Origin of the sequence: Nonomuraea sp. NPDC049141 (assembly GCF_040648415.1) — a bacterium.
Taxonomy (GTDB): Bacteria; Actinomycetota; Actinomycetes; order Streptosporangiales; family Streptosporangiaceae; genus Nonomuraea.
Genome location: NZ_JBEZDR010000003.1, coordinates 292,279 through 317,640 on the forward strand (window position 1 = coordinate 292,279; position 25,362 = coordinate 317,640).

A 25,362-nucleotide genomic window follows, 5' to 3' on the forward strand; every position below is an offset into this window, starting at 1 on the left:
GACCCGGAGGACTGCGCGGGCGGTGGCCCACTTCCACATCAGCGGTAACCGGTTCTACTACATCGTCCAGTGGCACAAGACCGGCAGGCCGCCGACCTTCCACATCCACCGGGGCGAAGCCGAGGACGAACAATTGGCCGGGATCAGACAGGACAACGCCCGTTAGATGTGCACTTCGCCCCCGTCAACGACCAAGTTGGCGCCGAGGAAGAAGCTGCCCTGGTCGGAAGCGAGGAAAGCCACCACATTGGCGACCTCGTCCGGGCGCCCGATCCGGCCGAGTGGGATCGCCGCGGCGAAATCCGACTTGGTGACGGGCGTGTTCTCCGTCGCGACCACGCCGTCGAGTCCAGGAGTGTCGATGGTGCCAGGGGAGATCGCGTTGACCCGGATGTTCCGGCCCTTGAGCTCGTTGGCCCAGGTCCGGGCGAAGGACCGGATCGCTGCCTTGGAGGCCGCGTACGCGCCGAACGCGGCGACACCGTCACCGGCGCGCACCGAGCTGTTCAGGATCACCGATGCGCCGTCGTTGAGCAGTGGCAGTGCCTTCTGCACCGTGAACAAGGTGCCCCGGACGTTGACGCCGAAGGTCTCGTCGAAGTGCTCCTCGGTGACCTGCTCCAGCGTCGCGAACGACGCGGCGGCGGCGTTGGCGAACAGCACGTCCAGGCCCCGGCCTCGAGCCCGGACCGCGGCATAGAGCCGGTCCAGGTCGGCCAGGTCCGAGATGTCGCCCGGTACGGCCGTCACCGCCGCTGGGCCTATGCGCTCCACCGCCGCGTCAAGGACCGTCTTTCGGCGGCCGGTGATGAAGACGTGCGCGCCCTCGGCCGCCAGCCGTATGGCGGTGGCCAGGCCGATCCCCGTTCCGCCGCCGGTGACGACGGCGGTCTTACCTTCCAGCTGTCCCATGCTCTCACCTCGATAGAAATCTGCACCGATCGGTACTGAAGTGGACGATAGCAGTTCCGCACCGTTCGGTACAAAAGGGGTATGATCGATCACGTGAACACCCAGAGGAAGGCGCCGATCGGCCGGCCACGCGGTTTCGACGCCGAGAAGGCGCTCGACCAGGCCATGCGGGTCTTCTGGGAGCAGGGCTACGAAGGCGCCAGCCTCACCGACCTGACCAACGCCATGGGCATCAGCCGGACCAGCATGTACGCCGCCTTCGGCAGCAAAGAAGACCTGTTTCACCAGGCCCTGCAGCGTTACACCGACGGCCCCGCCGCGTACGTCCCCCGGGCCCTGGAGGAGCCGACGGCGTGGCACGTGGCCACGGCGTTCCTCAACGGTTCCGTCCGAGCCACCACCAGTCCCGGCTGTCCTGCCGGATGCCTCGGCGTCCAAGGTTCCCTGGCGGCGGGCGAGGCCGGGCTCAGCGCCCGGGATACGTTGGCAGCCTGGCGCGACAACGGCATCTCGCTCCTACGGGAGCGGTTCCAGCGGGCCGTCGACGAGGGCGACCTGCCGCCGGGGACCGATCCCGGCCTGCTCGCCCGATACCTCATGACCGTGGCCAACGGCATCGCCGTTCAGGCCGCCGGTGGCGCCACCCGCGACGACCTCCACATGGTGGCCGACATGGCCCTACGGCACTGGCCGCCCACCTGATACGAACAACTCCTGGACGCGTTACCGGGCAAGCAGCCCGCCAAGAACGGCCACATTGACCACGCTCCGGGCGCCGAACCGGTCTGCTCCTCTGGGTGCTGCTGATTCTCACCGACGTTTCCTGGCCCGACCGGCCCCCAAGTACTGTAAGTCGCACTTGGAGTATGCGGCCGAGGCTTGCGCATGCACTTCGTCTTGCCTTGCGGATGAGTGTGCGGGTGTTCGCCCAGCACCTCGGCGTGGCTCCCCGCACCGTGGCGAAGTGGGACCAGCTCGGCCCCGCCACTCGGCCACGCCCCGACACCCAGGCCATCCTGGACACCGCGCTCGCTCGCGGGGACTCGGCGACCCACCTGCGGTTCGAGACCCTGCTCCTGGAACTCGGCCAGGACACGGACCAAGGGCTGCGAGTCACACGCGTGGGGCCACGGGCCTGGGACTACGAGACATGGACCGTCGACCTTGACCGGGCCGTGGTCGCCCTCAGCCGCCAAAGTTTCAGCTACGCCGGCGACCTGCTGAACCGATGGCTCACCCGCTACAACCCACACGTTCTGGACGACAAGGGCCTGTACCTGTTCGCACGATCCACGACACTGCTCGGCGACCTCCAACGCGATCAAGGCGCAGTCGCCGGCCCCCTGTCCGCCCGCCGTTCCTACCTCAACGCTCGCTCGATCTACCGCCAGATCGACATCCCCCGCCGCATTGCCCAGCTCGACCTTTCGCTGGCGGTGGTCGCCGAGATGTCGGGCCAACTGGACGAGGCCGCCAAGGAGTATGAAGCGCTGGCGGTGGATGACCGGCTCTCACCACGCGACCGGACGCGAGCCCGCCTGTGGGTCGGGACAGCCCTGAGCAAGAACGACAACAACGACTACGCCGCCCGCCTGATGACGACCGCCATCCACGAGTTCAAGAGCCTTGGCGAGCCCGAGGACTGGTCTGTCGCGCACCAGAAACTCGCCTTGGCCCACCGTGGAGCCGGGTACCTCTCGGAGGCGCTACGCCTGATCGACCTCGCCCGCGCCACCGCCGTCACCGATGCGCCCATGCAGCGGGTCCGGCTCGAGACCGCTTACGGGCACATCCTGCTTTCCGACCGGGCCACCATGGATGATGGGCTGATGATCCTCGACCGTGCCGCACGCGAAGCCGCGCGGCACGGGCTTGCACACCAGGGACTACCACCAGATGCACCACGACCTGCGCCGGTGCGATGTGGCAATCGGCCTGGGCAGCCACGATCTGGGCGTCGCGTGTGCGGCGGTCGAGCTGTACCGCGCAGGGTGGTTCCCGCTGCTTGTCTTCTCCGGTGCCACCAGCCCCACTACGGCGGCCCGCTTCCCTCGCGGCGAGGCCGTCCACTCCGCGAGCACGCGCTGGAACTCGGCGTGCCCGACGAGGCGATTCTGCTGGAGCCGAACGCGACCAACACCGGTCAGAACATCGGCCTGTCCCGCCAGGTCCATGCGCCTGGCGCAAGATCTGTCTCACCGACATGGCGGTTTCCTCGGCTGCGGGGACCGATGGTCAGGATTGGTCTGTCGACGGGGTGCTCGTCGAGGATGTAGCGGACGTGCTCGCTCGTGGGTCCGCAGGCTGTGGCGATCTTCTTGGGGCTAGGAAGCTTCTCCTGGAGGAACGCCTGGTGGACGGTGGCGATGTCGATATTGTTGGGATCTCGTCCGGGCAGCGCGGCCAGCTGGTCCGGGGAGAATCGGAAGGTGGGCTGCCAGGTCAGTGGCTCGTCGATGCCGTTGAAGTGGAGCAAGTCAGCGCCGGCCTCCTGAAGCAGCTTGGTCTCGGAGGGCAGCAGGCGCATGCGGAAGGTGCTGTAGGCGGTGCGGCTGCGGTAGTCGTCGGCGGCGATCTGGCTGGGCGGGAGCAGACTGGTGACCTCTGTGATCGCCTTTGGGGAGGGACGGCAGTACTTCCGCACGTTCTCGGGCTTCTTGTACCGGGACTTGGACGTCAGGCTCGGAGCAGGGTGCGCAGTTCGTCGACTGCGTCCGTGGCGTCGAGCAGCCGGGTGCCATCGGGGAGCAGGATCAGACCGCCAGAGTAGACCCGTGCCGCGATCCGAGCTTGCTCCCAGATCAGGACGATCTGGAGAATGACCGCCTGGTAGGCGTAATAGTCGTCGCCTCTGCGGGGTTTCCCGAACCGGCGGTAGATCTCTTTGTCCACCCGGTTCCGGGCTTGCTCGCGCCCCAGTCCGACAGCCGTGAACGTCACCACGAACGTGCTGGCGGCGAGAGAGAGGATCTCCTCGCCGAGCAACGCCTCGACACCAGTAGCTGAGCTCTCAGTCATGGACGGCACGGTACCCACAAGTGTGGGCGCAGACCGAACACCGGGTCAGGATCCGGCGAAAGCCGCCCACGTCAGCGGGGGGACCGAAACCCGGATACACACGCGGCATGCAGCTGAGGCGGCGGGCTCGAGGTGAAACGACAAACCGACGAATACGGGTGCCGCGGTACCTGCCGTTGCCCACGGGGCGCGCCGTTTCATAGGTCGGTGCGAACGGGTGACGGGTGAAACACACCCCGGAAACGATCCCGCAGTGAGCGACGACGACTTCCTGCGTGTGGAGGCCCACGACTGCCCGATGACCACCTGCGCCGCCCCGGCCGGCGTGCCTGTGTCGTACGGTTCCACCACGGGCTCTTCTTCCGGCGAGGTTCGGGTGGGTTCGCACCCTCGAACCTGACGGCGGAAGACCCCCGGCAATCACCCCGCCGGTGACGAGGCGGTGATGTCACCCCGGCGGCCACCGGCCACCTACCGTGCGATCTGAGCGGCCACCTGCTCAGTCACCGAAAACAGCCCCGGGGAGCCTTCGGTCAGCTAGCCCCGTTCCTCCAGCCGCTTCAACCTCGACCGCATGCCCTCGACCTTGGCCGCCCGCACCGGCACCCCCAACGCCGCCACCGCGCTCGGCATTCCCGCCGACGCCATCTACAACTGGCTCAACCACGGACAGGTACCCGCCCGCAGGGCCAACGGACGCTGGTGCATCCCCTGGGACCCGCAAGCGCAGTGAATCTAGCGGCAGAAGGTCGCCAACTCGTTCCGACTTAAATCATCCCAGCCTGCGGCCGATGTCCGTTAAACCCCAGCCGCTCGAAGAGGATCATCGTGTGGCTGTGGTCTGATCGACGACGCGTCCGCGGCTGGCGTATTGCGACAGCCACCATCCGGTTACGGTGTACCAGGCGAAGATCTCCACCGCGAGTAGCCGGTTGATGAGACCGCCGATTCCGGCTTTCTCCCATGGCGAGGCAGGGTTGAGCGCGACAAAGGTGAGAAGTACCAGCGCGACTGCGGCCAGGCCGGTCCATGTGGAATAGCGGGACAGGTTACGCCATCCGGGCAGGCGACGAAACTGGCGGCCGAGGTAGAAGACGACCGCTATGGCCGAGACGATAACGACGAGGAACCCGAAGAGGAAGTGGAGTATCTCGGTCGGAGGCGCGGCTGGAAACAGGACGGCGCCCAGCATGCCGATTCCTGTCGTCGCGATCAGGATGGCTCCCCATGTCGCCCGACGTCCGATGATCTTTGTTGTGGCGCGCCGGAATCCAGTGGCGAAGGCGATGAGCAGAATGCCGAACAGCAGGAAGTTGGCGTTCTGGATCGATGCATTGTCGCCGACGCCCAGGTCGCTGACCGCACTGGCCATTGCCGAGTATCCGGGACGGAGCCAACCGGCGACCGTGAAGGTGACGACGAACAGGACAGGACCCACGACACCGGCGGCGAGAAGAATCCGTGTGGTGATGTCACGTTGTTGGCCGAGGTCGGGGCTTGGACGCTCGCGGCGGGACGACGTGGACTGGGGTGGCATGGGTTACTCCTTGGGGGTGGGGCCGCAGGCATCGGCAGGCCCGTCGGCGATGTGGCGCGATGCGGTGAGGTCGGCGACGGTTTGCCGGGCTCGGTCTTGCAGCGCCGGGTCGTGCAGTCGCGCCGGAGGTGCCTTGACCTTGCCATTGCTTTCGTAGAGCTGGCCGGTGCCGGTGGGGCGCTGGGCGAGGAGCGCCGGGACGCGGGCGGCCTTCTCCGGGGATGCGCGGCGCTGGATCATGCGGACCAGCGGCCAGATGTATCTCCAGGCGGGGACGGCCTGTGGGGTGAGCGCCTGGACGCCTGGGGTCCAGGCCATGCCCGGATTGACCGCGTTGACGGCGGTGTGGCCGACCTGTTGCCGGGCGAGGCTCATTGTGGCCAGCAGGTTCAGTTGTTTGGCGCGGGCGTAGGCGGCGATCGCGGTGTAAGTGGGCAGCTCGGTGAACGGGTCGTCGGTGTGCATGGTGAAGGCGCTCGACACGACCTGGACGATGCGGGCGTCTTCGACGAGTGTCGGCAGCAGAGCCTGGGTCAAGGCGACCGGGCCGAGGTAGTTCAGCGCGAGGGTGGCCTCGTGGCCCTCTGCGGTGACGGTCCGTTCGGTGAACGCCCCGCCACCAACATTGTTGACCAGGACATCCAAGCGCGGTACGTGCTCACGTACGCGCCGGGCCAGGTCGAGATTGCCAGCGATCGTCAGATGGTCGGCGGGCAGGAAGGTCGCGTCGAGGTCCGCCGCCGCGGCTGCGCCGCGGGGCTGATCGCGGCCGGTGATCAGGACGGTCATTCCGGCGGCGCGCAGCTTGCCGGCGATCTGCAGGCCGATTCCGGCGGTGCCGCCGGTCACCAACGCGATCATGATTTGCCTGACACGGTCGTGTCGGAGGTGCGGTGGCGGCTGGTGGGCAGCAGCAGACTGACGGTGATCAGCCAAGCTATGCCGCCGAAGCGGGCAATCGGCAGGGTGGGCGCGGCATCGAGCGTCAACAGGGTCAGTGTCGACAGCTCGGCGGCCAGCGCCAGGACCAGACCGGCGATCGCAACGGGCCGGGACATGCGCAGCAGCAACATCGGGACGCTGACCCCGGCTAAAAGGAGCCCGAAGAACGCCACGAACCCTGGTCCGCCGGTGATGAAGGCGAGATCCCGCAGCGCCGAGGCCAGCGGCGCGCTGTCTGCGGTCCGGGAGGCGGCCCAGCCGATCAGGCCGGACAGCGCCGCGAAGCCGCTGGCGAGCATGCCGCCGGCAAAGGCGATGGCCGAGCCTGGCGCGGTGATGCCCAACGCCCGCAGCCGCCGGTACGCCGCGGCGCTCCAGATGGCAAGTGGGACAGCGGCACCAACGGCCAGGAATGCCGACAGCCGCATAGGCGAAGCGTGGTCCTGTATGTAAGCGAGCACTTCGGAACCGGGCGCCTGCGGGCGAGGAACGCCTGCGGCGGTCACGATGCCGGCGATGGTCAGCACGGTGAAGGCCACGCCGGGGACGATCAGCGGCGGGCCGGACTGCGGTCGAGACATGTCGACTCCCTAATTGATGTACATCCGAACACCGTATACGAGTGTATATCGTTTTCCAAGTGATACGATTCTCTCCGTGTCAAAACCCAGCGACGGACCAGATCGGTCCTGGGGCGGTGCCGCTTTCCTGCTTGCGCAACTAGGCGCGCATGCCGCTGCGGCCTTCGCCGCCCGCATCGGGCCCCTAGACCTGACGCCTGCGCAGGCCGGACTCCTGCGCATGATCGCGGTCACGCCCGGGCTGAGCCAGCAGGCGTACGCCGCACGGCTGGGCACCCCGCCCAGCCGTTTCGTCACTCTCGTCGACACCATGCAGGACCGAGGCTTGATCGAACGCCGCCGTGGCGAACCCGACCGCCGCTCCTACGCTTTGCACCTGACCGACGGCGGTCAACAAGCGCTACAGCGCTTGGGCGCCCTCGGCAAGGCGCACGAGGACGACCTGTTCGCCGCACTGACCTCAGCAGAACGCGTCACGATGCGCGAGCTACTCACGCGCATCGCCCGGCAGCAGAACCTCACCGCCGGGGTCCACCCCAGATACCGGCAACGCTCCGAGACGTGACCACGGCCGCGTAGCTCACTCGTTGGACACGGTGTCGCTCGCCGCGATGGCGTCAGGCGATGCCATCACACGCAAACGATGATCAAGTCTCCGTAACATCTTGATCTTGTGTGGCCTGCGGTTTCTCGAACCGTCTCATGCTCTTGGCGCAAGGTCTGTCTCACCGACATGGCGGTTTCCTCAGATGCGGGGACCGATGGTCAGGATCGGCCTCTCGACGGGGTGTTCATCGAGGATGTAGCGAACGTGCTCGCTCGTGGTTCCGCACACTGTAGCGATCTGCTTGGCACTCGGATAGCTGCCCTGGAGAAATGCCTGGTGGACGGCGGCGATGTCGATGGCGTCGGGATCTCGTCCAGGCAGCGCGGCAAGTTGGTCTGGGGCGAAGCGGAAAGTGAGGTTCCCCCCGTTGCACGGACACCTGAGTGACCTCAGCTCAGGTGTCCGTGCAACGGGGGAACCTCAGAACCAGATCCGCGACTCACCCGCAGAATGACCGAGGCCTGCAAGAGTGCGATCAGACCGGGGCCTCGTCAGTCAGCGAAGGCGTCGCGTGTGGACGCAGGACCATGAGCGAGCCTTCCAAGGTCGCCACCATGGCAAAGGGAAACCGGTCGACCTCAAGACAGAGCGCGACGTCATCAGGATGGACTCCTTGACGCACCCCCTCCGCCAGTTCGGCGGCGGCGCGCGACTCGGCAGCGCGGCGGAGGAACTCAGCGGCATCCGTCCCGGCCTCGGTGACCCTCCGAGCGATGTATTGAGCACATGCCAGATCTTCATCGGCCTGCCCATCCTCGCCAGTGACCACGAACGTGACACTGTCACTCTTGCGCGTCCGCAAGATCCGAGCCGTTGCCTCGGCCACCACGAAACTGGCGCACAGCACCAGCGGCGCCTCCTTGACCGCAAGGGCGCCGACTGTCCCTGCCGTGGTCTTCTGCACAACGGTCCGTCCGCCAAGGTCAATGGACCGCAGCAGGCCCGGCGAGTTGACGGTGTCGAACCCGGGCGCGGGTGGACCGTCTTTGAGCGCCACCCAATCCGGGTGGCGAGCCTTGAGCGCCAGGGCTTCGTCCAGTGACTCAGCAAGAACGATCTTCTCCGCCCCCTGGGCAAAGGCCCAGGCGGCCACGGTGAATGCACGCATGACGTCGACCACGACCGCCACGGACGGGGCTTCGACCAGATCAGCGATACCAAGGAAACGAGTGTCCATTCCGGTCATGATTGCGCATGCCCGACCCGAGGCACCCAGAGAGTGCTACGCATCACGTCGACGGTCTCGGAACGCAACACCTCCTGGTGCGCCTTCTCGACCGGAAGCGCCGCCGGCGGTCGAAATCGCGTTGCCTGTCGTGTTCATGGTGAGACCCTCCATTCAGGCGCCGGCGCCGCCGTCGACCGGCACGATCGCGCCGGTCACCATGGAGGCTCGGTCGCTGAGCAGCCACGCGGCCACCTCGGCGACCTCGCGGGGCTCGGCCATCCGGCCGAGTGGTGTCGCCGCGTTGTTGGCCTCGATGATGCCGGGAGTCGCTGCCTCCCACTCCTCCATCATCTCCGTGGCGGTGCCGCCGGGGGTGATGCCGTTCACCCGGATGCCCTCAGGGGCCCAGGTCACCGCGGCGGTCTCGGTGATGCTGTTGAGCGCGCGCTTCATGGCGCCGTATGCGGGCAGCGGGGGTGCCGCACGGCGGCTGCCGATGCTCGAGGTGTTGACGATCGCCCCGCCCCCGTTCTGACGCATGAGCGCGGCCTCGGCGGTCATGGCGGTCCAGTGTGCGCGGAAGTTCACGGCGAACTGCTCGTCGATGTCCTCGTCGCTCGTGGTCTCGAGCGGGCCGGGCTGCTGCTGGGCGACCGCGCCGTTGTTGAAAGCGCCGTCGAGCCGTCCGTGCAGCTTCTCGACACGGTCGACGGCGGCGCGGATGCTCGCGCGGTCGGCGAGGTCCATGGTGACGGCGTCGGCGACGCCTCCGCCGGCGCGGACCTCGGCGACGATGCGGTTGAGGGCTTCGGTGTCGCGGGCGGCGAGCACGACGGCGGCGCCCTCCCGTGCGAAGAGCCGGGCTGCGGCTGCGCCGATGCCGCGGCTGGCACCGGTGATGAATACGACCTTGCCGGTGAGCAGGCCGACGGGCGTGGTGTCGATGTTGTTCGTCATACCAACAGCGTGCGCGGCCCCGGGGGTCCGGATACAGGCACAGGCGGTACTACGATAAATAGCCGCGCGGCGTGCACACTCGAGATATGGATAAGCACGAGCTGGGGGCGTTTCTCCGCAGCCGTCGCGAGCGGCTTTGCCCGGAGGACGTCGGCCTCCCCTCGGGCGCGCGACGCCGGACGCCGGGTCTGCGCCGCGAGGAGGTGGCGGTCCTCGCGCACATCTCCACCGAGTACTACGTCCGTCTCGAGCAGGGCAGGGCACCGCGACCGTCGGGCGAGGTCCTCGCCGGGATCGCAGGCGCGCTGCGGCTCACGGACGCCGAGTTCGATCACCTCCACGTCCTCGCGGGCACTGCGCCGAGCCGTACCGGACTGCACCGCCGCGACGTGCGCCCGAGCATTCTCGCGCTCCTTGAGCGGCTCCCGCAGACGGCTGCGTTCGTGATGTCCGCGGCGTTTGAGGTGCTCGCGTGGAACGATCTCGCGGCAGCCCTGATGGAAGACTTCGCCGCGCTCGCCCCCGAAGACCGCAACCTCGCACGTAAGGCGTTCCTCGGGCCGACGCGGCCCGACGCGCCGCTGTATGGGATCTCCGACGCCGCCGAGTTCCGGCACCAGGTCGTCATGGGGCTTCGTGCCACCCTCGCCCGGTACCCCTCGGATCCCGCGGTGACCGGCCTCCTCGAGGAACTGCGCGACGGCAGCCCCGAGTTCACCCGGCTCTGGGAACGGCATGACGTGCAGGCGGCGCCGATGCTCACGAAAACCTTCCGTCACCCGGCCGTCGGGGAGATCACCCTCGACTGCGACTCCCTCAAACTCACCGACCGCGACCAGCACCTCGTGCTGTACACCGCGCCACAGGGATCCCATGACGCGGACGCTCTGGCGCTGCTGAATATGCTGGGAACCGAGAGCATCGACGCAAGCACATCGCTCTGACGGAGCCCGACACGACGGATGCCCTTCTCGCCTGGGCGTTCGCGGTCAGTGATCCATTCCGAACACCAGCTTGGCTCGTGCCGGCCGTCGAAACGCGTCCGGCGAGCGATCGCTTGATCGCTTGACGCGGGCGATGATCGAAGAGTCCGGGTCTCCGGCCAGGCTGAGCGAAGCGCGCGTCGCACCGGGGGCATCGCCGAGGACACGCGCCTCAGCCCGTCGTCCAGCGACGGAGTTTCGCGGGGTTGCGTACTACCCAGATGTGCTTGATCCGGTCGCCCGCGACCTCGAACGCGAACACCGTCACGATGACGCCGTCTTGCTGGGCCACCAGGCCGGGCTGGCCGTTGACCGTTCGTTCCAGGAACGTCATGTCGCCGGGCCTCCGGCGGGCGATTTCGAGCCAGGCGTGCGCGATCTGCTCGCCGCCTTCGATGGGGTGCGGGAAGGTGATGGCGAGGCCGCCGCCATCGGCGATCGCCGTGGCGTCGGGGTCGAGCAGGCCGATCAGGGCATCGATGTCCTTGGCCTCCCACGCCGCTTTGAAGGCCCGGACGACGCCGGCCTGCTGGGCCACGGGAGTCGCGGGTGCCTGTGAGGCCTGGATGCGGCGGCGGGCCGAGGAGGCCAGCTGTCGGCATGCCGCCGGGGTACGGCCGACGATTTCGGCCACTTCGGCGAAGGAGTAGCGGAAGACGTCGTGCAGGATGAACGCGACGCGCTCGGCCGGGGTCATCGATTCGAGCACGACCAGGAAGGCCAGGTTGACCGACTCATCCAGGGTGACCCGGTCGGCCGGGTCGACGGTCGTGCCGCCCGGCCGCTCGGTGGCCCACTCCGTATGCTCGGGCAGCGGCTCGGGGATCCATTCGCCCACGTAGGTCTCTCGCCGGGCCCGTGCTGAGTTGAGCAAGTTGAGGCAGATGCGGCTGGCGACCGTCGTCAGCCACGCGCCGGGGGACGCGATGGCGTCCCGCTGCTGGCCGGACATGGCGTACCAGCGAGTGTAGGTCTCCTGGACGACATCCTCGGCCTCGGCCAGCGAGCCGAGCAGCCGGTAGGCAAGATTGATCAGCTGCCGCTGCTCGCTGATGATCATGCTCAGAGCTGGATCGGACCGGCCTGGTCCTGGCCTGGATTCGTTGGTCATGGGTGTTGCCGGCCCTTCTCGGTCTCATCTGCTCTCACCACTTCGACAAGACACCCCGCCGGAATGTGAGGTCGGCGCACGCCTCACATTCCGGCGGGCGGTCTTGTCGTACCCGAAGAGACGAACACACCAGCCAGGAGACACCATGACGACTTCGTTCACTGACTCGGCGCCCGCGCAGGCCCTGGAGAGGGTGGCCGCCGCGTTGAGGGCGAACAATTTCGCCGTCGAAATCCTCGATGACGCCGCGGCCGCGCGTACCCGCGTCAAAGACCTGATTCCCGAGGGCGCCAGCGTGTTCACCGGGGCCAGCGAGACCCTCCGCCTGTCCGGCATCGATGAGGACATCAACCAAAGCGGGCGATACAAGTCCGTCAAGGCACGCAGCGTGACCATGGACCGCGCCACCCAAATGGCCGAGATCTGGCGGATGATCGCCTGCCCCGACGTCATTGTGGGCAGCGTCGCCGCGGTCACCGAGACCGGCTCCCTTGTGGCCGCCTCGGCCAGCGGAAGCCAGCTGGCCGGCTACTCGGGCGCCGCGGGCCGCGTGATCTGGATCGTCGGAGCGCAGAAGGTGGTCCCTGACCTGAGCGCCGCGCTGCGCCGCATCGAAGACCACTGCCTCCCGCTGGAGAACGAGCGCGCCATGAAGGCGTACGGGGTGCCCAGTGCCCTCAACCGCCTTCTCGTCCTCAACGCGGAGCCCCACCCCGGACGCGGCACCGTTCTGCTGCTCCGCGAAGCCATCGGATTCTGACACCCCAGGTCCTTCAGTTTGAAGTCAAGGTGGCAGCGGGCACGGACATCCTCGTTTTCGATCACAGGGAGCAGGCACCCACGTGATCTTGAGGCTCCGTGCCCGCGCTGCTTCTGGACCCTGCTGCGCGGGCTCTAAGGGGATTTGTCTGTCGCGCACGCCATCATGGCGGACGTCCATTCCGTACGAACCCAAGGAGTGAGCATGATGGCCACCGGCGGCGCAGACTGGTCCGGCACCAGCTGGGACGACTGGGCGGATGCCCACCTGATTCGCGCGCGCCTCGACGCCGGCGCGGATCCCAACGCGGGTGTGCACTACCACGGGCGGCCGTTACATGCCGCAGCCGAGCTCGGCTCACCCGAGGTGATAGCGGAGTTGGCCGCTCGCGTTGACGACGTCGACGCCGAGCACCAGGGCCACACCGCACTCTGGCGAGCCGTCTTCGCCAACCGCCCCGACAACGCCCTCGCCCTGCTCGCCGCCGGTGCCGACCCGTGGCGGCCGATGATGTCCGGCTGGACGCCCGGAAGGCTCAGCCTGGCCAGTCCCACACCCGACCTGTTCCCCCTCCCGCCAGGACGGCCCAGCTTGTCCGCCGCCGAGACCGCGGCCGTCGCGGAGGCCAGACGCCTGATCGACGCGCTGGGCGAACTCGAGTACGAGGGGCTGGGCCTGGTCTGCGTCGCCGGGATCGGCATGGCCGAAGCCGTACGACGGCTGGAGGCCGAACAGGCCTATGAGGATGACGACGAGTACCTGTCGTCCAGCATGGACTTTCGCACCACCGTCGGCATCACCGAAGTGCCCGGCGGATGCGTCGTCAGCCAGCAATGGGGCGCCCTCCCGTGCAGCCACCGCGTCCTCGAGCGCCTGTCGGCCGGCACCGTCTGCTACGCGCTCTACGCCAACCCGAGCAGCGGCGACCAGGGGAGCATTGCCCGCGACGGCGTCGTCGAGCAATGGGACACCCACCCTGGCAGCGGCATCGTCTCCCCTGACGCCTCCGCCGAGGACATCCTCACCACCTACCTCTATCACCACCAGGCCGTGGCGTACTGCTGCGCCGCCGCGGGCCTGCGCATGACCAGCGGCCGGGCGATCACCGGTTTGCCCGACGACTACCTGCGAATCCCCGCAAACCTGGGCTGAGGAACAGGTGTGGGACTGGAGGGGTCGACGGTCCGGCAGCTCGCCACCGAGCAGGGCGGCAGTGGCGCCGAAACTGAGTGACATCGCTTTCCCGATCCGACGACGCGGAGATGTCCGCAGCGGGAGATCTCTTTGCGGAACGGAAAGCCGAAGTGTCTCGATATACAGACCAATGGACAGTGTGTGGTGATTTCCCTTGTTGGCGATCATATCCCCGTCGGGGACGGTAAGAACTTTAGTGGGCTTCAACCCCGGTGAATGGCAGGCGTTCATCAGAGGAGCCAAGAACGGGGAGTTCGACCTCCCGTGATGTGATAAATCGGCGAAGACGTGAAGAAGCACATGATGCCGCTGCGAGTACCCTCAGACAAATGATCACGAACCGCCCCACGGCGCGCGTCATCCTCGTCGATCCCGCCGACCGCGCGCTGATGTTCCGCTTCGTCCCGCCCGACCCCTGGCCCCGCGAGCTCGGATGGCACCTTCCCGGCGGCGGGATCGAACCCGGCGAATCAGCGGTGGAAGCGGCGTGTCGAGAGGTTCACGAAGAGACCGGCTTCATTCTCACGCCCCACGACCTGGGCGAACCGGTGGCAGCCAACGCGGGAGAGTGGTCCATCCGGGGGAGCCGCTACTACACCGTGCATACGTACTTCTTCGCCCGGATCCCATCGGGGGAAGTTTCCGGATCTGGAGATGACGGATTCGGGCATCGATGGTGGACCGCGGCCGAGCTCGACTCGACCATGGAGCGGGTCTTTCCGCCCGGGCTGGCCGTACTGCTGAGAGATCTGCTCCAAGGAGTCCGGCACGAGCGGCTCGTCACTCTCGACTGGTGAAGCCGAGCAGCGTGCCCCCAGCCCAGCGAAGGTTTCCGGGCGAAGTGCTCGGCGACCTGTGAGGTAGGCCGGGCACTTCGCGAACGGATTCCGGAAGGATCGATTCCGCGCCGAACGGGGACCTCCATAAGCGGCTGAGGTAATGGCGGAACCCAGGCCACCCGCCCCGCCGGAGCAGGTCAAGCGTCTTTCTGGCGTACCCGGAATATGGCCAGGCCCAGGGCGAGCGCCGCGTACCCGCCCAGCACGGCGAGTCCGGCCCACGGCGCCAGCGGGAAGTAGCCCATCTGCGGCGCGTAGTACGCGAGCACCTGCGGATACTCCTGCATGCTCTGCTGGATGGCGAACCCGGCCGCCGGAGTGAGCCGCAGCAGCCACTGCGACACGCCCAGAGGCAGACTGGAGACGGTGGCCAGGAGGTACGGCAGCAGGACGGTCGCGACGGCGACGGTGATCGCCACGGCGCTGCGCCGGAACAACGCGCCCAGCCCCAAGGCGAACACGGCGGCGGCGGCGAGCAGCGCCGCGGTGCCGACGATCACCCGCAGTTCGGTGAGCGGACTCACCGGCAGGGGGTAGGTGCCGTTGGCGCGCAGGATCCGCGTGCAGATCGGCACCGTCACGGCGGCGCTGACCAGGCCGGCGGTGAAGGTGACCAGGCCGATCACGGTGGCCTTGGCCGCCAGCACCCGGCCGCGCCGCGGGCTGGCGAGCAGGCTGGTGCGGATCAGGCCCCGCCGGTATTCGGCGGTGATGAACAGCACCGCCACCACCATCACCGCGATCAGCCCGACCAGCGCGCCGATGAGGGTGCGCTCGATGGACTGGCCGTCGCTGATGGGCGCGATGTCGCCGGTCCCGCTCACGGTGAGCGTGCCGCCGGACTCGACGAGCCCGTTCGCCTGACGGTAACGCTCCCAGTCGGTCTTTCCGTCGACTCCCACATCGTCGCGGCTCCACGCGCCACGGGGTACGTCGCCCTGCACGCTGACCTGGTCGAAGACGGCGGTGGTCTGGGTGAAGCGCAGTTGGGTGTTGCTCCCGCCGAGCGAGCCCTGCTCCACCGTCAGGTCGCCCGGCGAGTTGGCGAAGAGCCCGATGCGTACGGTGTCCGGCAGCCCGGTCAGGTCAGCGGTGCCGACCTTGGTCCACTGCTTGCCGTCGGCCGACTCGTAGCCGGTGAGGATGTCGCCGGAGCGGGTCAATCGCAGCCAGCGCGGGAACGTCGTCGGGCCCCCACCCGTGTCGTGCGTGAAGTTGTGCTGCATCCGCACCCCATGGCTGCCGGTGACCATCACGGCGGCGTACACCGACCCCTGCTTGGTGCTCTGCTTGATGATCAGTCCGGCCTTCGCCCACGGCACGAGCCCGGGGACGATCTGGTCGTGGTTGGGCGGAGGATAGGTGATGATGCCGGACATGGAGGTCAGGCGGGCGGTGATGCTGCCGTCGCCGGTCAGTGGCCGATTGACGAAATAGAGCCGGTCCCGCACCGCTTCGCCGCCAGGTCCCAGCGGCGGGATGGGGCAGGCGACCTCGATCGGACCCTCGCTGCACGAGGAATGGCTGGCCGCCGAGAATCCCAGGCCGAGCAGTACGGTGGCCAGTGCCGCGGCCGTCATGGTGAGCACCCAGCCGCGGACCGTCCGGAACTTGGTCCATTCGGCGCGCAGAAGTTGCGCGAACCCGTCCCGGCCGGCCCGCAGATCGGACCGGTACGGGGTGATGGTGCTGGTCATCGCGTGACCTCCTGCTCTGCGGCGCGGAAGTCGACCGTGTCCCGGGTCAGATCCATGTACGCCTCCTCCAGCGTGGCGCGGTGCGCGGCGACCTCGGAGAAGGGCACCGCGTCCCGGGTGAGCAGGGCCACGATGTGTTCGGCCGCCAGGCCGGTCACGGTCAGGGTGTCGCGGTCGGTCGCGGCCACGGTGGCGCCGGCGTGGGCCAGCGCGCTCATCGCCTCCGAGCGGGCGGTGGTACGCAGGCTGACCCGGCCGGTGGAGGCGGTGGCGATCAACTCGGCCACGCTGGTGTCGGCGATCACCCGGCCGCGGCCCACCACCACGAGATGGCCGGCGGTGTCCTCGAGCTCGCTCATCAGATGGCTGGAGACCAGCACGGCGCGCCCCTCGGCGGCCAGCGACCGAAGCAGCCCGCGCATCCACACGATGCCCTCGGGATCCAGGCCGTTGACCGGTTCGTCCAACATCAGCACCGGCGGGTCACCGAGCAGCGCCGCGGCGATGCCGAGCCGCTGCCGCATCCCCAAAGAGAAGCCACCCGCCCGCCGCCGGGCTGCCGAGCCCAGCCCGACCTGCTCGATCACCTCATCGACCCGCCTGGCACCCAACCCCTGGGAGTGGGCCAGCCACAGCAGATGGTTGCGGGCGGTACGGCTCGGCTGGAGAGCGGCGGCGTCCAGCAGCGCGCCGACGTGATGCAACGGGTTGCGCAGGCCGGTGTACGGCCGCCCGCCCACCAGCGCGCTGCCCTCGTCGGCCGCGTCCAGGCCGAGGATCACCCGCATCGTGGTGGACTTCCCCGCCCCGTTCGGGCCGACGAAACCGGTCACCTGCCCCGGCTCCACGGTGAAGGACATCCCGTCCAATGCCATGGTCTGACCGAACCGCTTACGCAACCCGACGACCTCGATCGTTGCTTCCATGCACGGCACACTAGGCAGCGGTACGCCACAGGTCGTCACGCCGACGAGCCATCTTCACCATCGCTGACTCGGGGGACCCGCCGTCCCTCACATGAGGGATGCCGGTCACTGGCCGAGGCCGGCCTCGCGGGCCCGGATGATGGCTTGGGCGCGGTCGGCGACCTGCAACTTGGTGAAGACATTGGACACGTTGTTGCGCACCGTCTTCGGCGACAGCGACAGGCGCTCAGCGATCACCCGGTTGGACAGGCCGGCCGCGATGAGCTCGAGTATCTCCCGCTCCCGCGCCGTGAGCTGAGGAAACGGCTCCTCGCGTACCGGCCGGGCCGCGGCCAGCCTGGCGAAGTAGCGCGTCACCCGGCCCGCGAGCGCCGGCCCGAAGATCACTTCCCCGCTGGCCACGGCCGTGATCGCCCGCAGGATCTCGGCCTGGTCGGCGCCCTTGAGCAGGTAGCCCCGGGCACCCGCGAGCATGGCGGCGAACACGCTCTCGTCGTCCTCGTGCATCGTCAGCACCAGCACGTGCGTCTGCGGGCAGGCGGCGACGATCCGTTCGGTGGCCCGCACGCCGTCCAGCCGGGGCATCCGCAGGTCCATCACGACGACCTGCGGGCGGAGCTCGATGGCCTTCGCGACCGCCTCCTCCCCGTCTGCGGCGGTATCCACCACTTCGGCCTGGCCCGTGGAGTCGAGCATCATGCGCAGGCCGTTCCGATACACCGGATGGTCGTCGGCGAGCAGTACGCGTGGCGTCATGAAGCGGTCGCCGCCCCGGCGGGCAGAACCGCGTGGACCCGGGTCCCGCCGCCGCGCCGGGCCCCGACCGCGCACCGGCCGCCCAGTTCCTCCGCGCGCTCGCGCATGCCGACCAGGCCCACCCCGACGAGGGCGCCCTGGCGGACGCCGCGCCCGTCGTCCGTCACCTCGACCTCCAGCGTGCTGCCGGCCACGGCGACGCGCACGTGGCAGTTGGCCGCGCCGGAGTGCCGGGCGACGTTCGTCAGAGCCTCGCAGACGATCCGGTACGCCGCCACCTCGGTCGCGGCCGGCAGGCCCGCGAAGTTCCCCTCCGCGTCCACCCGCACCGCGAGCCCGCCGTCCCGGAACCGGTCGGCCGCCTGCCGCAGCGCGCCGGCCAGGCCGAACTGGTCCAGGGCCGGCGGATGCAGGTCGTGCACCAGCCGCCGTACGTCGCCGAGCATCGTGGCCAGGTCCGTCCTGACCTGGTCCAGCGCCTCCCGGGCGGCGTCGGTGTCGCGGACCGCCAGATTGTGCGCCGCCTCCACCTTCAGCGCGGCGGCGGCCAGCGTGGGTCCCAGCCCGTCGTGCAGGTCCCTGCGCAACCTGCGGCGTTCTTCGGCCACGCCGGTGACCAGGCGTTCGCGGCTGTGCTGGAGCTCCTCGGTCAGAGCGGTCGCCCGTACGGCGGCGGCCGCCTGGCGTACCACGTCGGCCAGCAACCGCTGGTCGGACTCGGTCGGCCGCGCGCCCGCGCGCGGCACCAGGGCGAACCGCCCGATCAGCGCCTCGCGGTAGGAGAACGGCAGCACGACGACGTCCTCCCTGGGCGTGCCGTGCTCCACCACGACGGTCCGGCCGTCCGCGCGGTCCAGCTCGACTCGCACGTACGGCGAGCGGAACGCCGCCGCCACGGCTGTGGCGGCCTCCAGCAGCAACTCCTCGGGCCGCACGGATTCCTCAAGCCGCCGGGCCAGGACCGAGACCACGTCGTACGGCTCCGCCCGCCCTGCCAGTACCCGGTTCACCCACTGCCGGACCCGCTCCCGCAGCGGCGCGTAGACCACCCCCACCACGACCGCCGCCAGGACCGCGGCGATCGGCTCGTCGATGAGCGCCCCCATGCCCACGAAGACGGGTACGTCGATCGCGACGACGGCCACCGCGAGCCCGCCGTACAGCATGGTCCAGCCGAGCACCGGATCGATGTCGTAGAGCCGGTACCGGCTCACCGCGATCAGGACGGCCGCGGCGAGCGACAGCAGCGAAACGACGAAGGACAGGTCCTGCGGCACTCCGTCCACGACGGCGGGGACCAGGATCAGGATCATGTTCAGCACCGCTGCCAGCAGCATCCAGCGAAGCTGCGCCCGCCGCACGCCGGTGGAGCCCCTGAACCGCCAGGCGAAGGCCGCCACCGGCACCAGGAGGCTCACCACCAGCAGAACCGGCGCCAAGGCCAGCGCGGAGCGCCAGAACTCATCCGGAATCGGCGGCAGCGGCAGATCGAGCCCCGGCCACTCGCCGTCCCCCAACTCGATCCGCCATGGGACGGCCAAGAACGTCAGGACGGCCAGCCCCGTGGCCCCGAGCGAGAGCCACGCGGCCCACCGCCAGCGCGGCGACGGCAGCCGCCCGTCGGGGAAGAACAGCAGGATGAGCAGGGGGAGCAGGTTCAGCAGCGGGCCCAGCCGCGCCCCGGCGTAGAACGCGCCCGCGGTGAGGGGCAGCGTGCCGTCGTGGCGGGTCAGCGACAGCACCGCGTACGCGCTGGCCAGGCCGTTGAGGGCGGCCACGGCCCCGCCGCCGAGCAGCAGCCAGGTCATGAGGTGGCGCGGCAGCCGTACCCCGAGCACGGCTCCGGCGATCGCGAGGGCCGCGCCGGGCACGATCGAGGACCACACGGCCCAGTCCAGCGGCCCCGGCCGGCTCACCGTCCCCGTCACCACATCGACCCAGGTGGCGGCACCACAGGCCACAACACACAGCGCGGCCAGCGCCGTCGTCGCCGCCGCGATCCGCCGGTCCGCGGTGTTGGGCGCGGCGTCGTCTGCGGTGCTGTTCGCGGTGTTGGGCGTGGCGCCGTCCGCAGCGTTGCGCGTGGTGTCGTCGTCCGCGGCGGAGGCGCGCTCCCGCGCGGGTGGGGCGGGGTCGGTGGGAGAGGGATCGGACACGCCGCCAGCGTGCCACACCGCGCGTCCCGCCTTCACGGGGGCGCTGTCCCTTCCCGATCGGGACATTTGGCCCGGTCACGGAGGGCGAAGCCGGGACTGTCCCGCGTGGCCCTGCTCCCTGGGCGCCCGGGACACACGGCCGCGATCGTAGGCCCACCGACACACAACGGAGGAACGAACGATGTCCAGTCACGTGGTGCCCAGCAACGTCAACCCCAACGAGCCCGTGGCCGACCGGCGCACCGTGAACCCGGCTCGCATCCAGCTCTCCGGGCTGTTCCTGGCCGTCGGGGCCACGGCCTGGGCGGCCGGCACCCTCATCGTGGGAGACAAGATCCAGGAGGGCCCCCAGACGCTCGACACCATCACCGGAATGCTGTTCGTCGCGGGGGTCTTCGCCTATGTCTGGACGGTGCTGTCCACGCGCGGTGCCGGTGACGGGTGGACCCGGGTGATCCCGGCGGGATTGCTCGTGCTGCTGCCTGGCGCGTTCCTGCTCAACGCGCTGTCCTTCGGCTACGTCGGCTACGACGACTTCCCGCTGCCGCTGATGATCCTGGACGCCTGCTGGCCGCTCAGCCAGCTCGGCATGCTGGCCCTGGGCATCACCATCGCGGTCAAGGGCCGCTACCAGGGCGCGTTCCGCTGGCTGCCGCTGCTCACGGGGATGTGGTTCCCGGTGGCCATGGTGGCTCAGGCCTTCGCCGGCTCCACCGCGTCGGTGTACGTCAGCGCTGCGTGGCTCCTCGGCACACACGCCCACCTGGGCGTACGCCTCGCCGCCCGCCCCACCAAGCTGTGACTGGGATAGGGGAAGTCAGCGCATAGCGCGATACGGGAGAAATCGGAGGGGGCGGCGGGGAAGGGCTCGAGCTGCGGGGCGGGACCGCCGAGGTTGACCAGGAGGGTTCCCTTCTTGTGCGCCTGGTCCACGGCGGGCAGCATGGCCAGGCCGAGCGTGATCCGCTCGCCACGGCCTGGGCGAGCCCAGTCAGCGGGTACGTCCACCTGGCCGCAGCGCAGCCCGTTGCCGCAGTCCTGCCAGGTCAAGGCCGAGTCGGCGCTCGCCGCCGCGGGTATGTGAACCGCCGCCAGGACCGTCATCAGAGCGGTGGCGACCTTCCCGAGCTTGTGCATGATCACAGGCTGGCAGGGGTCCGGGCAGGGCTACATCTGCCTTTCGGTCTATCTCGAGTCGACATGGCCACATCACCCGGGCCGTGCCAGCAGCCGGCCACGACTGTGAATCCACCGCGCGACTACATGCTGGCAGAGTGAGCTGTGGAAAACCGCAGCCAGATCCGGGTACGCGCTTCATTCCGGCGCTCGGACCCCCGGACCTAGCGTTTCTCGTCATGATGGGAAAGTTGATCGACGTCCCGCGCCGCACGCTGGCGGGACTGCTGGCACTGCTCACCCTGGCCGGAGCGATCATGCTGACGGCGATGGGGCAAAGCACGATGCAGCCCCTCCCCGCCTCGGCGCCGGGCCGGGAGTTCAGTGCCGAACGCGCCCTGCGCCACCTCGAACGGTTCGCCGCTGAGCCGCGGCCGCTCGGCAGCCCGGCGGGCGACCGGGCCAGAACCTATCTGGTCGGACAACTGCGGGCGGCGGGGCTCGACGTGGAGGTCCAGCGGGCGATCGGTGCGAACTCCTCGTCGGGGCTGGCGTCGTTCGGGCAGGTGGACAATGTGGTGGCCACCAGGCGAGGCAGCGACGCGACGGGCACGTTACTGATCGCCGCCCACTACGACTCCGCGGCGGTCGGGCCCGGCGCCTCCGATGACGGAGCGGCGGTGGCCGCCATGCTGGAGACCGTACGAGCGCTGGGCACCGCCCCCCTCCGCAACGACCTGGTGCTGCTGATGACGGACGGCGAGGAGGACGGCGTGCTCGGCGCGGAGGCGTTCGTCCGCGAACACCCCCTGGGACGCAAGGGCGGAGTGCTGCTCAACTGGGAGGCGCGCGGAGTCAGCGGGCCGTCCCTGATGTTCGAGACCTCAAGGAACAACGCGGGACTGGTGAGTACGTTCGCCGCCGCCGCGCCGCATCCACGAGGCGACTCCGTGATGACCGAGCTGTACCGGCTGCTACCGAACAACACCGACTTCACTCCGCTGGCCAAAGCGGGCTTCACCGGCATGAACTTCGCCTATATCGAGCGCTCCTCGCGCTATCACACCGCCGACGACTCCATCGCCAACCTCGACCACGGCAGCCTGCAACACCATGGCTCCACCATGCTGGCTCTGGCCCGCACCTTGGGGGACGCGGACCTGCCCGCGCTGGCGGCGGACCATGACGTCACGTACTTCCGGATTCTTGGTGTCATGGTGACGTACCCCGGCTGGCTGGTCTGGCCGCTCGCGGTGCTGGCCGTACTCGCGGTCGCGGGGCTGGCGCTGTTGGCGCGCAGGGCGCGGCTGGCGAGCATCCCCCGGATCATCGTCGCGGCGGCGTCCGCCGCAGTGCCCCTGGTCCTGGCGGTAATCCTCGCGCAAGGGCTGTGGGAGGTGCTGGTCGCCCTGCGGCCCGCGTACGACGGGATGGGTGGCCTGCTGCATCGCCCGTCGGCCTACCAGGCGGCGGTCATGCTGCTGGCCGCGCTGGCGCTGCTGACCTGGTACCTGCCCTTGCGAGGCCGCCTCGGGCCCGCCGCGCTGGCCATCGGCGCGCTGGTATGGCCTGCCGGGCTGGGTGTGCTGGCCGCGTGGTTCGCGCCCGGGGCGGCCTTCGTCCTGACCCTTCCCGCCCTGCTGTGCGCGCTGGGTGGCCTGGCCGCGCTGCTGCTGCCAGGAGCGGTGTGGCGAGTCGTCGCGCTCACGCTTGGCGCGTCCATGGCCGCGATGCTGCTGCCCGCGCTGGCGGGGACGGCGTTCGACGGGATGGGGCTCGCGCTCGGCGGTGTGAGCGCCCTGGTCCTCACCCTGTTCGGGCTGACACTGCTGCCACTCGCAGAACTGGCACTCCCCGAGCCTCGCCGCAGCCCCGTTCCCGGCCGCGAAGGTGGCGGTGGCCGTGGAAGTGGCACTCACCGTGGCAGCGTCCTTGGTGTCGTGGTCGTCGCCGTGCTCGCGGTGGCGCTGACCGGCGTCGGGCTGGCGACGGACGCCTTCGATGCGGCAAACCCTCAGCGCTCGCACCTCGCGTACGTCCTCAACGCCGACACCCGGGTGGCCCACTGGGTCAGCGGCGACGCCGATCCCACTGCCTGGACCAGGCGATACATCTCCAGCCGGGACACCGGATCGCTGCCGGCGGGCTACGCACGGCGCACGCTGTGGACCGGCGACGCGCCGGTGATCGAGACCGAAGGGCCCCGCGTGGCCATACTCTCCCGCGCCGGGGACACGATCAGGTTGCGGGTGCGGGCGGGGAAGGGCGCACGCTCGGTGACACTGCGCGTCGAGCGGCCGATCACCCAGGTCACGGCGGGCGCCACCGGGCTCACCCCGGTGACCGTGCCCGTCAGCGGCATCCGGGCCAACACCTGGCCCGGCGAGATCCGCTTCCGTGGCATCCCCGCCAGGGGCGTCGACATCACCCTGCGCGTGCCGGGTACGGACCCCGTGCGCCTCACGGCGATCGCTGAGACCGACGGCCTATCCGCGGTGCCCGGCTTCACGCCCAGGCCGCCAGGCCTGGTGGCGTCCACCCGCGAGGACGGCGACCTGATCGCGGTCACGCGCACCTACGATTTACGGCCCGCCTGAACGCCGCCTCCCGCCGGGTTCCTCGGCTGATCCGTCCGTACGTAGTCGAACGGCGCCGCCGCACCCGCTGAGACGAGGGCCGATCTTGACGGGTCCGTGGGCGGGGGAGGTGATACATAGGGGAAGGCGATCACCTGGGGCGTACGGCTCGCCGTTCGCCCCATCAAGCTGTGACGAAGGCACTAAGCGGCCGAGTGGGTGATGGCGCCGGTGTAGGTCCCAGCGACGACATCGGCCGGCAAGGCCACGGTGATCGTCGTTCCAGGTGACGGAGTTGTTCCCCGCGCCGTCGGCGGCGGAGAAGGCAATACGCGCGGAGCCGAGGTCGCCAGCCGTTCCGGGAGTGAACGTCGCGCTACCGGTCGTGTTCGTGGCCGGGCCCGGGGAGTAGTCGACGAACCTCTTCGCGATGGTCTCGGGGGCGGTGGCGCCGCCAGTGGTGAAGTCCGTGGAGTTGACGGTCGCGGTCCAGACGGCGTTCGGGTCACCCGCGGGTGTCGCTCACGGTGATCTCACCGAGCCGGTCCGACACGTTGGCGGCACCGGCTGCGGCGGAACCCAGGTCCGCCCTGCCGGGCACGTTGATGGACAGGGCGCCGGTGGACCGGCTGATGGCGTTGGTGTCCAGGGTGACGGCGCCGTTGCGGGCCAGGACGCGACCGTTCACGTTCACGCCGGTGGTCACGGTGATCGAGGTCAGCGCGAGGACGTTTCCGGCCAGGCTGGAGTCGGTACCCAGCGTGGCCGAGCTGCCGACCTGCCAGATGACGTTGGCGGCCCTGGCGCCGCCGGTGAGGATCACCGCGCTGGAGGACGCGGTGATGAGGGTGGAGGCCGCCTGGAAGATGAAGACCGCGTCCGGGTCTCCCTGCGCGTCGAGGGTCAGGTTTCCGGTGATCCCGAAGGTGCCCGCGGCGGAGTTGTAGACACCTGGTTTCACGGTGGTCCCGCCGAGTTCTGTCCCGATGGTGGTGGCGGGAGTACGAGAGGCGGCGTCGTTGTAGGCGGCGGTCAGATCGACCTGGGCGTGGGCGGCGGCGGTGTCGGCCACATGGATGGAGCCGCCGACCACGGTGCCGGGCGGGAAACCGGTGACCGACGTGCCCGGGCTCAGTCCGAGGTCGCCGGTGATGACGGTCTCGCCGGTGTTAGTGACGGTGCTGGCACCCAGAACCGCGAAGCTCGCGGCCCTGCCGAGCCCCACCGGCTCTTCCGGGGTGCACGCGCTGGACTGCGCGGTGAGGAGCATGGTCATGACGGGAATGAACGCGAAACCGGCCGCCAGTCGAGAAGAGCCGGGCAAGCCGATCTTCGCGGGGCCGGCCACCCTGGTGGCCGGCGCCGGTGCCAAGGCCGAACCCGTGGCGCGTCGCAGGATAGCCGGGACAAGTCTTTTCATACGTTCCTCGCTCATGGACAAAGTTGCGGATAGTGATCTTGTAGTCCCCGCGTCGGCCCGGTGCGGTGGCGGCGTGCCGCTTGGCTGACAAGACATCACCCGGATC

25 protein-coding genes are annotated in these 25,362 nt (G+C 69.2%); 11 read left to right on the top strand and 14 right to left on the bottom strand.

All coding sequences use genetic code 11. From position 1 onward, the window contains the following. The first annotated feature begins 22 nt into the window (after positions 1-22). Positions 23-166, top strand: coding sequence for a hypothetical protein (locus tag AB0B91_RS09990; RefSeq protein WP_358317913.1), 144 nt, complete (start codon positions 23-25; stop codon positions 164-166). On the opposite strand, the gene AB0B91_RS09995 is transcribed toward AB0B91_RS09990, so the two are convergent. After that, positions 163-912, bottom strand: coding sequence for an SDR family oxidoreductase (locus AB0B91_RS09995; protein WP_358317914.1), 750 nt, complete (start codon positions 910-912; stop codon positions 163-165). The genes AB0B91_RS09990 and AB0B91_RS09995 overlap by 4 nt on opposite strands. A 93-nt stretch (positions 913-1,005) precedes the next feature. Here AB0B91_RS09995 and AB0B91_RS10000 point away from each other — a divergent pair, with 93 nt between their 5' ends. Together AB0B91_RS10000 and AB0B91_RS10005 are read left to right on the top strand one after the other, a co-directional pair. Next, on the top strand, positions 1,006-1,614 hold the full coding sequence (locus tag AB0B91_RS10000; protein WP_358317915.1) for a TetR/AcrR family transcriptional regulator: 609 nt from the start codon (positions 1,006-1,008) through the stop codon (positions 1,612-1,614). Between the two features lie 95 nt (positions 1,615-1,709). After that, entirely contained in the window at positions 1,710-3,188 is a 1,479-nt protein-coding gene (locus AB0B91_RS10005; protein WP_358317916.1) for a hypothetical protein, read from the top strand. 400 nt (positions 3,189-3,588) lie between these two features. Here AB0B91_RS10005 and AB0B91_RS10010 read toward each other — a convergent pair whose 3' ends face one another. Continuing rightward, positions 3,589-3,930 (bottom strand): hypothetical protein, encoded by a 342-nt coding sequence (locus tag AB0B91_RS10010; protein ID WP_358317917.1) that lies wholly within the window; start codon positions 3,928-3,930, stop codon positions 3,589-3,591. Positions 3,931-4,504: 574 nt separating this feature from the next. Between AB0B91_RS10010 and AB0B91_RS10015 the strand changes: the two genes are divergently transcribed. Beyond that, positions 4,505-4,663, top strand: a complete 159-nt coding sequence (locus tag AB0B91_RS10015; RefSeq protein ID WP_358317918.1) for a hypothetical protein — start codon at positions 4,505-4,507, stop codon at positions 4,661-4,663. 90 nt (positions 4,664-4,753) lie between these two features. Here AB0B91_RS10015 and AB0B91_RS10020 read toward each other — a convergent pair whose 3' ends face one another. From AB0B91_RS10020 to AB0B91_RS10030, 3 genes are read right to left on the bottom strand one after another with little or no spacing between them, the layout of a single operon-like run. Then, positions 4,754-5,467, bottom strand: coding sequence for a DUF998 domain-containing protein (locus AB0B91_RS10020; RefSeq protein ID WP_358317919.1), 714 nt, complete (start codon positions 5,465-5,467; stop codon positions 4,754-4,756). A gap of 3 nt (positions 5,468-5,470) precedes the next feature. Continuing rightward, positions 5,471-6,328 (bottom strand): SDR family NAD(P)-dependent oxidoreductase, encoded by an 858-nt coding sequence (locus tag AB0B91_RS10025; protein WP_358317920.1) that lies wholly within the window; start codon positions 6,326-6,328, stop codon positions 5,471-5,473. Next, positions 6,325-6,948 (bottom strand): DUF4386 domain-containing protein, encoded by a 624-nt coding sequence (locus tag AB0B91_RS10030; RefSeq protein WP_358317921.1) that lies wholly within the window; start codon positions 6,946-6,948, stop codon positions 6,325-6,327. Before AB0B91_RS10030 ends, AB0B91_RS10025 begins: the two co-directional genes overlap by 4 nt. Positions 6,949-7,066: 118 nt before the next feature. Here AB0B91_RS10030 and AB0B91_RS10035 point away from each other — a divergent pair, with 118 nt between their 5' ends. Next, positions 7,067-7,555 carry a MarR family transcriptional regulator gene (locus AB0B91_RS10035; RefSeq protein WP_358317922.1) on the top strand — a complete coding sequence of 163 codons (489 nt, stop codon included), beginning with the start codon at positions 7,067-7,069 and terminating at the stop codon, positions 7,553-7,555. Between the two features lie 517 nt (positions 7,556-8,072). Here the strand turns inward: AB0B91_RS10035 and AB0B91_RS10040 are convergent. Both AB0B91_RS10040 and AB0B91_RS10045 read right to left on the bottom strand, forming a co-directional pair. Continuing rightward, positions 8,073-8,774: a 2-phosphosulfolactate phosphatase gene (locus AB0B91_RS10040; protein WP_358317923.1), complete on the bottom strand. Its 702-nt coding sequence runs from the start codon at positions 8,772-8,774 to the stop codon at positions 8,073-8,075. Between the two features lie 162 nt (positions 8,775-8,936). Then, positions 8,937-9,722, bottom strand: coding sequence for an SDR family oxidoreductase (locus AB0B91_RS10045; protein WP_358317924.1), 786 nt, complete (start codon positions 9,720-9,722; stop codon positions 8,937-8,939). Positions 9,723-9,808: 86 nt separating this feature from the next. On the opposite strand from AB0B91_RS10045, the gene AB0B91_RS10050 reads away from it, so the two are divergent. Continuing rightward, a complete protein-coding gene (locus AB0B91_RS10050) occupies positions 9,809-10,666 on the top strand; it encodes a helix-turn-helix transcriptional regulator (protein ID WP_358317925.1) in 858 nt (285 codons plus the stop codon). A gap of 211 nt (positions 10,667-10,877) precedes the next feature. Here AB0B91_RS10050 and sigJ read toward each other — a convergent pair whose 3' ends face one another. Continuing rightward, positions 10,878-11,765 carry an RNA polymerase sigma factor SigJ gene (gene sigJ / locus AB0B91_RS10055; RefSeq protein WP_358317926.1) on the bottom strand — a complete coding sequence of 296 codons (888 nt, stop codon included), beginning with the start codon at positions 11,763-11,765 and terminating at the stop codon, positions 10,878-10,880. Between the two features lie 196 nt (positions 11,766-11,961). Here sigJ and AB0B91_RS10060 point away from each other — a divergent pair, with 196 nt between their 5' ends. From AB0B91_RS10060 to AB0B91_RS10070, 3 genes are all read left to right on the top strand, one after another. After that, complete coding sequence (locus AB0B91_RS10060; protein ID WP_358317927.1) at positions 11,962-12,576, top strand: LUD domain-containing protein; 615 nt, start codon at positions 11,962-11,964, stop codon at positions 12,574-12,576. Between the two features lie 204 nt (positions 12,577-12,780). Continuing rightward, the gene (locus AB0B91_RS10065) at positions 12,781-13,728 is read left to right on the top strand and encodes an ankyrin repeat domain-containing protein (RefSeq protein ID WP_358317928.1); all 948 of its coding nucleotides are present in this window, start codon (positions 12,781-12,783) and stop codon (positions 13,726-13,728) included. Between the two features lie 371 nt (positions 13,729-14,099). Beyond that, positions 14,100-14,567 carry an NUDIX domain-containing protein gene (locus tag AB0B91_RS10070; protein ID WP_358317929.1) on the top strand — a complete coding sequence of 156 codons (468 nt, stop codon included), beginning with the start codon at positions 14,100-14,102 and terminating at the stop codon, positions 14,565-14,567. A 179-nt stretch (positions 14,568-14,746) separates the two neighbouring features. On the opposite strand, the gene AB0B91_RS10075 is transcribed toward AB0B91_RS10070, so the two are convergent. The 4 genes from AB0B91_RS10075 to AB0B91_RS10090 all read right to left on the bottom strand — a co-directional run bounded on the left by AB0B91_RS10075 (position 14,747) and on the right by AB0B91_RS10090 (position 20,144). Continuing rightward, positions 14,747-16,306, bottom strand: a complete 1,560-nt coding sequence (locus tag AB0B91_RS10075) for an ABC transporter permease subunit (RefSeq protein WP_358317930.1) — start codon at positions 16,304-16,306, stop codon at positions 14,747-14,749. Then, positions 16,303-17,232: an ATP-binding cassette domain-containing protein gene (locus AB0B91_RS10080; RefSeq protein WP_358317931.1), complete on the bottom strand. Its 930-nt coding sequence runs from the start codon at positions 17,230-17,232 to the stop codon at positions 16,303-16,305. The genes AB0B91_RS10075 and AB0B91_RS10080 overlap by 4 nt, the downstream gene beginning before the upstream one ends. Positions 17,233-17,337: 105 nt before the next feature. Next, positions 17,338-17,988 carry a response regulator transcription factor gene (locus AB0B91_RS10085; RefSeq protein ID WP_358317932.1) on the bottom strand — a complete coding sequence of 217 codons (651 nt, stop codon included), beginning with the start codon at positions 17,986-17,988 and terminating at the stop codon, positions 17,338-17,340. Then, a complete protein-coding gene (locus AB0B91_RS10090; protein WP_358317933.1) occupies positions 17,985-20,144 on the bottom strand; it encodes a histidine kinase in 2,160 nt (719 codons plus the stop codon). Before AB0B91_RS10090 ends, AB0B91_RS10085 begins: the two co-directional genes overlap by 4 nt. 181 nt (positions 20,145-20,325) lie before the next feature. Here AB0B91_RS10090 and AB0B91_RS10095 point away from each other — a divergent pair, with 181 nt between their 5' ends. Next, positions 20,326-20,946 (top strand): hypothetical protein, encoded by a 621-nt coding sequence (locus tag AB0B91_RS10095; RefSeq protein WP_358317934.1) that lies wholly within the window; start codon positions 20,326-20,328, stop codon positions 20,944-20,946. Here AB0B91_RS10095 and AB0B91_RS10100 read toward each other — a convergent pair. Further along, positions 20,838-21,281 carry a hypothetical protein gene (locus AB0B91_RS10100; RefSeq protein WP_358317935.1) on the bottom strand — a complete coding sequence of 148 codons (444 nt, stop codon included), beginning with the start codon at positions 21,279-21,281 and terminating at the stop codon, positions 20,838-20,840. The genes AB0B91_RS10095 and AB0B91_RS10100 overlap by 109 nt on opposite strands. 218 nt (positions 21,282-21,499) lie before the next feature. On the opposite strand from AB0B91_RS10100, the gene AB0B91_RS10105 reads away from it, so the two are divergent. Beyond that, positions 21,500-23,857: a M28 family peptidase gene (locus AB0B91_RS10105; protein ID WP_358317936.1), complete on the top strand. Its 2,358-nt coding sequence runs from the start codon at positions 21,500-21,502 to the stop codon at positions 23,855-23,857. Positions 23,858-24,341: 484 nt separating this feature from the next. Here the strand turns inward: AB0B91_RS10105 and AB0B91_RS10110 are convergent, their stop codons facing one another. Next, positions 24,342-25,112: an ice-binding family protein gene (locus tag AB0B91_RS10110; RefSeq protein WP_358317937.1), complete on the bottom strand. Its 771-nt coding sequence runs from the start codon at positions 25,110-25,112 to the stop codon at positions 24,342-24,344. Positions 25,113-25,362: the final 250 nt, after the last annotated feature.

Excerpts from the sequence above, each read along its gene's own strand:
- AB0B91_RS09995 (WP_358317914.1), bottom strand. The coding sequence starts at position 912 with ATGGGACAGCTGGAAGGTAAGACCGCCGTCGTCACCGGCGGCGGAACG.
- AB0B91_RS10010 (WP_358317917.1), bottom strand. The coding sequence starts at position 3,930 with ATGACTGAGAGCTCAGCTACTGGTGTCGAGGCGTTGCTCGGCGAGGAG.
- AB0B91_RS10015 (WP_358317918.1), top strand. The coding sequence starts at position 4,505 with ATGCCCTCGACCTTGGCCGCCCGCACCGGCACCCCCAACGCCGCCACC.
- AB0B91_RS10020 (WP_358317919.1), bottom strand. The coding sequence starts at position 5,467 with ATGCCACCCCAGTCCACGTCGTCCCGCCGCGAGCGTCCAAGCCCCGAC.
- AB0B91_RS10025 (WP_358317920.1), bottom strand. The coding sequence starts at position 6,328 with ATGATCGCGTTGGTGACCGGCGGCACCGCCGGAATCGGCCTGCAGATC.
- AB0B91_RS10040 (WP_358317923.1), bottom strand. The coding sequence starts at position 8,774 with ATGGACACTCGTTTCCTTGGTATCGCTGATCTGGTCGAAGCCCCGTCC.
- AB0B91_RS10045 (WP_358317924.1), bottom strand. The coding sequence starts at position 9,722 with ATGACGAACAACATCGACACCACGCCCGTCGGCCTGCTCACCGGCAAG.
- AB0B91_RS10050 (WP_358317925.1), top strand. The coding sequence starts at position 9,809 with ATGGATAAGCACGAGCTGGGGGCGTTTCTCCGCAGCCGTCGCGAGCGG.
- sigJ (WP_358317926.1), bottom strand. The coding sequence starts at position 11,765 with ATGATCATCAGCGAGCAGCGGCAGCTGATCAATCTTGCCTACCGGCTG.
- AB0B91_RS10060 (WP_358317927.1), top strand. The coding sequence starts at position 11,962 with ATGACGACTTCGTTCACTGACTCGGCGCCCGCGCAGGCCCTGGAGAGG.
- AB0B91_RS10065 (WP_358317928.1), top strand. The coding sequence starts at position 12,781 with ATGATGGCCACCGGCGGCGCAGACTGGTCCGGCACCAGCTGGGACGAC.
- AB0B91_RS10070 (WP_358317929.1), top strand. The coding sequence starts at position 14,100 with ATGATCACGAACCGCCCCACGGCGCGCGTCATCCTCGTCGATCCCGCC.
- AB0B91_RS10075 (WP_358317930.1), bottom strand. The coding sequence starts at position 16,306 with ATGACCAGCACCATCACCCCGTACCGGTCCGATCTGCGGGCCGGCCGG.
- AB0B91_RS10080 (WP_358317931.1), bottom strand. The coding sequence starts at position 17,232 with ATGGAAGCAACGATCGAGGTCGTCGGGTTGCGTAAGCGGTTCGGTCAG.
- AB0B91_RS10085 (WP_358317932.1), bottom strand. The coding sequence starts at position 17,988 with ATGACGCCACGCGTACTGCTCGCCGACGACCATCCGGTGTATCGGAAC.
- AB0B91_RS10095 (WP_358317934.1), top strand. The coding sequence starts at position 20,326 with ATGTCCAGTCACGTGGTGCCCAGCAACGTCAACCCCAACGAGCCCGTG.
- AB0B91_RS10100 (WP_358317935.1), bottom strand. The coding sequence starts at position 21,281 with ATGCACAAGCTCGGGAAGGTCGCCACCGCTCTGATGACGGTCCTGGCG.
- AB0B91_RS10105 (WP_358317936.1), top strand. The coding sequence starts at position 21,500 with ATGATGGGAAAGTTGATCGACGTCCCGCGCCGCACGCTGGCGGGACTG.
- AB0B91_RS10110 (WP_358317937.1), bottom strand. The coding sequence starts at position 25,112 with ATGACCATGCTCCTCACCGCGCAGTCCAGCGCGTGCACCCCGGAAGAG.